Source organism: Komagataeibacter kakiaceti JCM 25156 (genome assembly GCF_000613305.1).
Genome location: NZ_BAIO01000616.1, coordinates 1 through 1,237 on the forward strand (window position 1 = coordinate 1; position 1,237 = coordinate 1,237).

The 1,237-nt window shown below is 67.1% G+C and carries 1 protein-coding gene and 1 pseudogene; both read left to right on the plus strand.

Annotated elements, in window-relative coordinates; translation table 11 throughout:
- A pseudogene (locus JCM25156_RS25735) lies at window positions 1–608 on the plus strand (TolC family protein); the annotation flags it as partial.
- 27 nt (window positions 609–635) lie between these two features.
- A partial coding sequence (locus tag JCM25156_RS17185) for a GntT/GntP/DsdX family permease (protein ID WP_025814123.1) occupies window positions 636–1,237 on the plus strand: 602 nt, incomplete at its 3' end.

The following is a 1,237-nucleotide window of genomic DNA, read 5'->3' on the forward strand; positions in this document are numbered from 1 at the left end:
CCCCCCGCCCCGGCCGGGCAGATGCCCGATACCGTGCTGGAACGCAGGCCGGACATCCGTGCGCGGCGCGATCAGGTGGATGCCGCGCTGAACCGGCTGAAAAGCGCCAAGACGGATCTCCTGCCGCGTTTCGGGCTGGAGTTTTTTGGCGGTGACGGGCGGCTGCGTTTTGACGGAATTCCCGGCCTGTCGGGCACGGGCGGCTGATCGCGCTGACCACGTACCTGCCCATTTTCACCGCCAACCGCATACAGGCGCGCATTCATGCCGCCGATGCCCGGCTTGACGCTGCCGTGGCCGGATATGACCAGAGCATCCTGCGCGCCCTGGCAGAGGTGGAGGACGGGTATGAAAACCGTCTCGGTCTGGACAGCCGCGATGTGGAACTGACCCGCGCGATGAAACAGGCCGGGCAGGTTGCGCGGGATATGGCCGGACTGTATGCCGGTGGGCAGCGCAATCTGGGTGACGTGCTTCAGGCCCGCATGCAGGCGCTGGACACGCAGGCCGATGTGCTGGCCAATCAGGACGCCCGCACGCTTGCCACGATACAGCTTGCGCGCGCCCTGGGCGGCGGGTGGGAGCAGGCGACGCCAGCCACACGCTAGGGGCGGGTCGCGGAAGGGGAGGCACGGATGTCGGTCGGAATGGCCCTGTTACTGGCTGTTGTGGCCATCGGCGTCGTTGTTTTCCTGATCGAACGGGTCAAGCTCAACCCTTTTCTTTCCCTGTTCATCGCGTCCATGCTGCTGGGCTTTGCCGCCGGGATGCCAGCGGCGGGCGTGGTGAGCGCGTTCGAGACCGGGGCGGGCGAGGTGCTGGGGCAGATCGCCTCCGTCATCGCGCTGGGCACCATGATGGGCAAGATGCTGGAAGTCTCCGGCGGGGCGGACCGCATCGCCATGACCGTGGTGTCACTGGCGGGCGCGCGGCGGGTGGATTGGGCCATGATGGTGATCGGGCTGCTGGTCGGGCTGTCGGTCTTCTTTACGGTCGGGTTCGTCATTCTGGTGCCGCTGGCCTTTTCCATCGCGCGGCAGACCCGCATGCCGATCCTGCATGTGGCGCTGCCGGTCACCGCCGCGCTGTCGGTGGTGCAGGGCTACATGCCGCCCCACCCCGGCACCATGTTCGCCCTTGCGGCCTATCATGCCGATGTCGGGCGCCTGATCTGGATGGGGGCCGTGGTCAGCGTGCCGGTCGCGATCATTTCCGGCCCGCTCTATACCCGCTTCAT